Origin of the sequence: Chryseobacterium sp. 2TAF14 (assembly GCF_052115105.1) — a bacterium.
Taxonomy (GTDB): domain Bacteria; phylum Bacteroidota; class Bacteroidia; order Flavobacteriales; family Weeksellaceae; genus Chryseobacterium.
This window is the reverse complement of the sequence record NZ_JBFRGA010000129.1, coordinates 1-7,719: the sequence shown is the minus strand read 5'-3', so window position 1 is coordinate 7,719 and position 7,719 is coordinate 1. Positions and strand designations below refer to the sequence as shown.

10 protein-coding genes and 1 pseudogene are annotated in these 7,719 nt (G+C 34.7%); all 11 read left to right on the top strand.

The window, feature by feature from the left end:
- Positions 1-124 (top strand): annotated as a pseudogene (locus AB4Y90_RS12770) (DUF1569 domain-containing protein); the annotation flags it as partial.
- 89 nt (positions 125-213) lie between these two features.
- On the top strand, positions 214-684 hold the full coding sequence (locus AB4Y90_RS12765; protein WP_441557951.1) for a hypothetical protein: 471 nt from the start codon (positions 214-216) through the stop codon (positions 682-684).
- A 2-nt stretch (positions 685-686) separates the two neighbouring features.
- Entirely contained in the window at positions 687-1,085 is a 399-nt protein-coding gene (locus tag AB4Y90_RS12760; RefSeq protein WP_441557950.1) for a hypothetical protein, read from the top strand.
- A 19-nt stretch (positions 1,086-1,104) separates the two neighbouring features.
- Positions 1,105-1,476 (top strand): VOC family protein, encoded by a 372-nt coding sequence (locus tag AB4Y90_RS12755; RefSeq protein ID WP_441557949.1) that lies wholly within the window; start codon positions 1,105-1,107, stop codon positions 1,474-1,476.
- Positions 1,477-1,612: 136 nt separating this feature from the next.
- The gene (locus tag AB4Y90_RS12750) at positions 1,613-2,062 is read left to right on the top strand and encodes a VOC family protein (protein ID WP_441557948.1); all 450 of its coding nucleotides are present in this window, start codon (positions 1,613-1,615) and stop codon (positions 2,060-2,062) included.
- A gap of 213 nt (positions 2,063-2,275) precedes the next feature.
- Entirely contained in the window at positions 2,276-2,635 is a 360-nt protein-coding gene (locus AB4Y90_RS12745; protein WP_441557947.1) for a DUF1398 domain-containing protein, read from the top strand.
- A 246-nt stretch (positions 2,636-2,881) separates the two neighbouring features.
- Entirely contained in the window at positions 2,882-3,556 is a 675-nt protein-coding gene (locus AB4Y90_RS12740) for a DUF2490 domain-containing protein (RefSeq protein ID WP_441557946.1), read from the top strand.
- A 150-nt stretch (positions 3,557-3,706) separates the two neighbouring features.
- A complete protein-coding gene (locus AB4Y90_RS12735) occupies positions 3,707-5,317 on the top strand; it encodes a Na+/H+ antiporter (RefSeq protein WP_441557945.1) in 1,611 nt (536 codons plus the stop codon).
- A 253-nt stretch (positions 5,318-5,570) separates the two neighbouring features.
- Positions 5,571-6,596 (top strand): glutaminyl-peptide cyclotransferase, encoded by a 1,026-nt coding sequence (locus AB4Y90_RS12730; protein WP_441557944.1) that lies wholly within the window; start codon positions 5,571-5,573, stop codon positions 6,594-6,596.
- Positions 6,597-6,686: 90 nt separating this feature from the next.
- On the top strand, positions 6,687-7,592 hold the full coding sequence (locus AB4Y90_RS12725) for a hypothetical protein (RefSeq protein WP_441557943.1): 906 nt from the start codon (positions 6,687-6,689) through the stop codon (positions 7,590-7,592).
- 32 nt (positions 7,593-7,624) lie between these two features.
- Positions 7,625-7,719, top strand: a 95-nt coding sequence (locus AB4Y90_RS12720) for a deoxynucleoside kinase (protein WP_441557952.1), incomplete at its 3' end; no start/stop codon positions are given.

Sequence of the window (7,719 nt, the reverse complement as noted above, 5' to 3'; positions counted from 1 at the left end):
GCAATTGGGAGCTTCTGCTTTTGACGGCAAAGAATCTTTTTCTTTTGGAAAGCTCAGTTCTCAGGAATGGAATAATATGTTTGCAAAACACCTGAATCATCACTTAACCCAGTTTGGAGTTTAGCGGAAATTATTGTTAATCAATAGGAACGGGCTTTGGCCCGTTTACAAAAAGCATAAACTCTTTCGGCTTTAGCCTAAATTTGTTAAAACATGAAAAAATTTTTATTACTCCTCGTTCTCATTTCCAACTTTGCATTTTCACAGATGCCGAATATTTCTAACGTTTGGCTGAATAATTCTAAACCTTATATAGGAACCATCGGGAATGATAAAGAAATCATCAAGCTTAAAATAAATATTTCTGAGCAGGATAAGAAAAACGATCAGGAATATTTTGTTTCAGGATATACCGTTGTAGAAAATAACTACACAAAATTTGAAGGTAAATTTAAAATTACAAAATACAAGGACGCCAAAAGTAAAGGCACTGTTTATGGTGATTATGAGTTGGCAGAAGAAGTAAAAGGAAAACATTCCGGGATTTTTACGGGCAAATTTGTTTACACTTTTAAATGGGATAAAGCTTCAGAAAAAATTCATAGCCAGGAAATTGAATTGATTGGTGACTGGAAAAGCTATGACAAAACTTTGGATTTCAAAACAAATTTAAAAAATCAATAATTATGTTAAGAAATATACTTGCGGTTTTTGCCGGAATCATTGTAGGATCAATCTGTATTTGGGGCGTAGAAACCCTTAATCATCTTTTGTATCCGTTTCCGAAAGGAATAAAACCTGATGATATGGAAGGTTTTAAAAATTATATCGAAAGTCTGCCATTTTTAGGGAAGTTTATGGTTATTGTAGGCTATGCTTTGGGAGCTGTAGTTTCAGGGTTTATTGCTACAAAAGTTGCTAAAAGTGAAAAGCCGAATCTGGCAATTATTTGCGGCGTTATTTTCCTTTGCTTTACCATTTACAACATGTCTGTTTTACCAACGCCAATCTGGTTCTGGATTCTCGGAGTTTTAGTTTGGGTACTGGTTTTGGCAGGATATAAATTGGCTTTAAATAAAAAATAAAAACAATAAAAAACAACATATGAAATTAGGCGTATTTTCGCTAAGCTTAAGTGTAAAAGATCTGGCAAAATCGAAAGAATTTTACGAAAAACTAGGCTTCTCTTCGATGGGAGGAAGTATGGATAATAATTATCTCATCATGAAAAACGGAAGCACATTGATTGGTCTTTTTCAGGCAATGTTCGATGGAAATATGTTGACATTCAATCCGGGATGGGACGAAAATGCCCAAAACATCGAGTCTTTTGATGATGTACGTGAAATTCAGAAACATTTGAAAGAAAATAATATTATTCTTGATAAAGAAGCAGACGAAACAACATCCGGTCCGGAACATATTTTCCTGAAAGATCCCGATGGAAATATGATCCTTATCGATCAGCATCGGTAAGTGAGGTTTCGAGTTCCGTGTTTCGAGTTTTGGGTTCCGTGTTTCGCGTTCCATGTTATAAATAAGACCTCGAATCTCGCACCCCGCATCTCGAATCTCAAACCTCGAATCTCAAATTCAAACTAAACTATATATTATGGCAACAGTAAATGTTTATCTTACATTCAACGGAAACTGCAGAGAAGCTTTTGATTTTTACAAATCGGTTTTCGGCGGCGATTATCCTTACATCGGAACTTTTGGAGAAATGCCTCCACAGGAAGGACAGGAAATGTCTGAGGAAGACAAAAATAAAATCATGCACGTTTCTCTTCCGATTTCAAAAGAAACCATGTTGATGGGAAGCGATACAGGCGGAGAATGGTCTTCAGGCTTAAAATTCGGAAACAACTTTTCAGTTTCTATTAATGCAGATTCTAAAGAAGAAGCAGATAAACTTTTCAACGGACTTTCTGCAGGCGGAAATGTAACAATGCCTCTTGCAGATACATTTTGGGGAGCATATTTCGGAATGTTTACCGACAAGTTTGACATCAACTGGATGGTAAACTATGATGATCCTGCAAAAATGCAGCAACATCCTTAATTACATTCTAAATTTGAAATGAGCAAACAATAACCGGCAACCTCTGTCGGTTATTGTTTTATCAGGAATTTACTTTACGAAAATATTTTCTGCCTTTGCTGAATGAAATGCCTTTGCGAACGAAAAATATTTTCAAACATTTTAAATAAAACCATTGCGTTCTTTGCGTTAAAAACATAATTTTAGAATATAACTTAAAAAAAAATAAGCAAAATGAAATTTACAATCGAAGAAATTAAAGCCGAACACCAAAAAGTAAAAAGCGGTGCAGATTTTCCTAAATATATTCAGGAAATAAAAAACCTGGGAGTTTCTCATTACAAAGCGCTTGTTGCTGATGGAAACACTCAGTATTTTGATGCTGAAAACAATTATGCTGAAACCGGAAGGAAATATGACGACCTGGCTGTTTCTGAAAACTTGAATCTTGATCAGTTTAAAACAAGATTAAAACTTCACCAGCAAGGCGGAACAGATTATATGACTTTCTGTAAAGATTGCGCCGAAAACGGAATAGAAGGCTGGGAAATGGATCTCGATAAAATGACCTGCACTTATTTTGATAAAAACTAGAATGATGTTTTAGAAGAAAAAGTGCCTGCTTAAAAAGACAAATCAATTTCAAATGACAAAACTTTTGCAATTATAGATTTTTAATATTAATTTTGTTGGAAATGATAGATGTAGAAAATAATTCATTCTGTTATTTATGAGTAATTATTTTGATCTGGAAAATTCAATTATTTTTTTTATGAAGAATTCCAGGTCTTTAATAGTTTCTTTTTGTTTCAAGATGGAAAGAAATGCAACAATAAAATTATGAAGTTTTTTAAAAATTTAGCCGTTTCTGTTTTGTGTTTCGGGAGCATTTTGTCATTTGCGCAGGAAAGTGATCTGGGAGCTTGGTACATGTATTTTGGGAATAACAAAATCAGCAAAAAGCTGAATTTCCATAACGAGATTCAGTACCGAAATTTTGACGGAATCGGTGATCTGGAACAGCTTTTAATCCGTACAGGAATTGGTTATGATCTTTCAGAAAATAACAATAACGTTTTGCTGGGGTATGGTTTTATTTTAAGTCAACCTTACATTAATGGAGAAAAATCTGAAAATATTGAGCACCGTATTTTCCAGCAGTTTATTACAAAACAAAAGTTCGGAAGGTTTAATCTGCAGCATCGTTACCGCCTTGAAGAACGTTTTTTACAGGATGATTTCAGGATGAGATTCCGTTATTTATTAGGATTGAATATTCCGATCAATAACAAAGAAATGTTGCCAAAAACATTGTATCTTTCAGCTTATAACGAGATTTTCCTGAATCTGGACAGCCCCGTTTTCGACAGAAACCGTGTTTATGGAGCTTTAGGATTTATTATTAACAAAAACATGAGAATTGAAGCAGGATATATGAACCAGCTTCAGGAAAATAAAAACCGCGGACAAATACAAATCGGTTTTTATAACAATATTCCTTTTACTAAAAATTAGAGACTGTTTAAGTTTTGAATATATTTTTAACATTAAATAGGCTTAAAGTAAAAAATATTCGGATTCAGTCTTTAAAGCAGAATTAAAGAATTTTCAAAACTAAGAAACTAAAAAACTAAAATACTTTTTTTAACTAAATAATCACAAACCATGATTCACGATTACGTAATTATTTCCATCGCTGTACTTTTATCGGTGATGATTTTGGTGATGGTAGGGCAGAAGCTCAAAGTAGCTTACCCGATTTTTCTTGTGATTGCAGGTTTACTCGTGAGTTTCATTCCGGGGATGCCGCAAATAGAAATAGAGCCTGATCTGGTATTTCTCATATTTCTTCCGCCGATTTTATTTGAAGCGGCCTGGTTTACGTCTTGGCAGGATTTTCATAAATGGCGGAAACAAATCTTCTCAATGGCATTTGGTTTAGTTTTTTTAACGTCCATTGTTGTAGCTTACCTTTCGTCATCAATCATTCCAGGATTAACGGTTGCTATGGGATTTCTTTTGGGAGGAGTAAATTCTCCACCGGATGCAGTGGCAGCAACTTCGGTTTTAAAAAACATGAAAATTCCTAAAAAAATTACCACGATTTTGGAAGGAGAGAGCCTGATTAATGATGCTTCGAGTTTAATTGTATTTAAATTTGCTTTGGCAGCCGTTATTTCTGGGCAGTTCATATTCCGTGAAGCGGTGACAGATTTCTTTACCATGGCAATTGGTGGTGTGGCCGTAGGAATCGGTGCAGGTTYCGTTTTTGGAAAATTTTTAAGATTAATTCCGTCCAATTCCAATATCGATACCGTTATTACTCTGATTGTTCCTTACGTGATGTATGTTGCAGCAGAACACTTTCATTTTTCTGGAGTTTTGGCGGTTGTTGCAGGAGGTTTGTTGATGTCTTACAATTCACATTGCTATTTGAGCCATACGTCAAGAATTCAGACCGGAAATGTGTGGAGCGTCATCATTTTCTTAATGAATACCATTATTTTCATCCTGATCGGTCTTGAATTGCCAATCGTCGTTGGAGCAATGAAAGATTACACGATCTCAGAAGGTGTTTTCTACAGTGTTGTAATCGGAGGAGCCATTATTTTTACTCGTTTGGCTTACAGTTATGCAATTGTGTATATTCCAAGGCTTTTATCTAAAAAAGTTAGGCAGGAAAACCCCAAACCCGACTGGAAAGAACCATTCATTATCAGTTTTGCCGCGATGAGGGGAGTTGTTTCTTTGGCAGCGGCGCTTTCTATTCCGGTTTATATAAGTCCGGGAGAGGCGTTTCCGCATCGAAATATTATTCTGTTTGTGACTTTTGTGATTATCCTTATTACTTTGGTAGGACAGGGATTATTGCTTTCACCGATTTTAAAGCTCCTCAAAATTGAAGACGCAGGAAGTGAACTTCCGGAAGAAAAGCAGGAAGCTATTTTAATGAAAAAGTTAAAAGAAACAGCACTTGAGAAACTGACCTCAGATTTTTCTGAATTATCTGAAAACAACAGCCTCGTAAAACATCAGATCTACAAGCTGGAAAACGAAATGAAACTGATTGCTGATAAAGCACAATGTATGAGTTCTACGGTAGATTATGCCGCTGCAATGAACGAAAATAAGGATGTTTTGAGACAAGTGATTCAGGCGCAGAGAAACGAGCTTCACCGTATGAAACGCGAGAAAATGTTTGATGATCACGTAATGAGAACCATTGAAATGCAACTGGATTTTGATGAAGCTAAAATTACAGGATTTGCTCATTAAATTTAGAGTTTATTGATTTTTAAGATCGTCGAAATTATGTACATTTTACTTTAATTTATGAGCCACGAATACACGAATATTTTTTAGTACTTTACTCATTATATTTGTGCATTCGTGGCAAAAAAAGATTCTCAAAATGAAATTCAAATCATTACAACCCATTTTATATATCCTGAAATTTGGTGAACCTGCATCAGAAATTAGCAGAGCGTGATAAAATTTGCTATTTTTGATAAAATTTTAGAAATAAAAAATGAAAAATAAAATAATTGTAGGATTTGCAGCTTTAATGTTGGTGATGTCCTGTAACAACAATAACGATAAAGTACTGAATGCATTAGCCGATTATAATAACGGAATGGTTTCTGAAGGGTATCATTTTGGGGATAAAATAAATCTTCCGAAGGAGGTGACAGATAATGCTGAAAGTATCGTTATAAGCTTTGGAGAAAAAGAGTCTACAAGCCTTACGATTGACCCGAACTATTTTACGCTAGGTGACAATGCCGTAACTTTTAATATTAAAACAAAAGGCGGCGAAACATTGTATCAGGATGCTACGATCAACGTTTACAGCAAAAGCCCTGAAAAAGCGATCAATTATGATATTGTAGCAGAATATCCGCACAATCCTGCAAACTTCGTACAAGGTTTTCAGCTTGATGGAAATGTGATTTACGAAAGTGACGGACAATATGGAACTTCCCAAATTTTAACGTATAAATTAGGAGACACCACTCCGATTATTTCTACAAAACAGCCGGAAGATATTTTCTCTGAAGGAAGTACAATTGCTGGAGATAAAGTGTATCAGCTGACTTATAAAAACAAGAAAGGCTTGGTGTACGATAAAAAAACATTGACTTTACAATCAGAATTTCCTTATCCTAATGTGATGGGTGAAGGTTGGGGTTTAACGTTTGACGGGAAAAACCTTATCGCTTCAGACGGTACAAAAAATCTCTATTTCCTTGATGTAAATGATCCGTCAAAAATGATCAAATATATTTCTGTGGCAGGAAATACAACCGTTTACGACAGATTAAACGAGCTTGAATACCATAATGGTTTCATCTATGCAAACGTCTGGCAAAAGCCTTTTATATTAAAAATCAATCCGGCAAACGGAGAGGTTGTAGGTAAATTTGATTTTTCTCAACTTTCAGAAAAGCATACAAAAGGTGAGGATGATGTTTTAAACGGAATTGCCTTTAAAGGAGAAAACATGCTGGTTACAGGGAAAAACTGGCCTACAATTTATGAAGTTGCCATCAAATAGTTAAAATTGAAAGCAAGTATAAGCTTAATAAAATAAAGTATGTAAATTGGTAGCGCYCCGAAGGAGCGCTATCTTGGTAAAAAAAGTTTTTTGAAATTAATATCTCTCTTCCTGGTTTTAATTTTCTGCACAGTTTCTGCGCAGAAAATACTTCCTTTTGATACGCTAAAGCTTAAGGAAACGAAAGATATGTTTTCAGACGATTACGGAAACATTTATCTGTACCGAAACAAAGATTTCAGTTTTACCAAGTATGATTCTTTAGGCAAGCAATTAGGGAAATTGATGTTCACTGTTCCGTTTAAAGTTCAGGAAATCCAGAATCCTTTAACGGTCGCACTTTTTTCTGAAAATGCCCAGGAAATGAAATTTGTAGACCAAAACCTTAATGAAATTCAGAGACTGGATTTTAAACAAAAATTCAGCTTTATAAAGCATGCTTATGCTGAAGATCTGCAGCAGATATGGTTGCTTGATGAAAGCACGAAGCGCCTTCTTCAGTATAATTTCAGGAACGAAACAACGATTAATTCTTTTCCTTTTGATGCAAGCTTTGATGAGGTGATTGATCTTTTGGTTTTTGAAACGAAAGTTTATATTTTATCTAAAAACCTGTTCAGTGTTTACAATCTGAAATTTGAAAAACTCTTTGAAGCTCCGGTAGAAAACGCCAAACGTTTCCGCAGAGAAAACGAAGAGATTTTAATTATTGCTAAAAATACCATATTCAAATATATTCCCGAGAAAGGTTTAGTTAAAATTTTTGATGATCCCGATGCGCAGATTGTGGATAAAAACTCATTGTCTTATTTTGAAATAAAAGACAACAAACTCTATCTTTACAGCCTTGAAAATATCGCTGATATTAAAAAACTTAAAGAAGCAGAAAACCAGAAAAAAGAACTTGAAAAAACCATCGAAAAATTAGAGAAAGAAAAGTCTGATAAATCGGATATTCTCAAAATAATGGATGAAATTCAGGACTTGGGCTTTTAGATTTTAACATTTCAAAACAAAGAAAGATAAATATGCATATTGCAGTTACAGGAAATATTGGAGCAGGAAAAACTACTTTAACCACGATGCTTGCCAAACATTACGGTTGGGATGCCCAGTTTGAAGA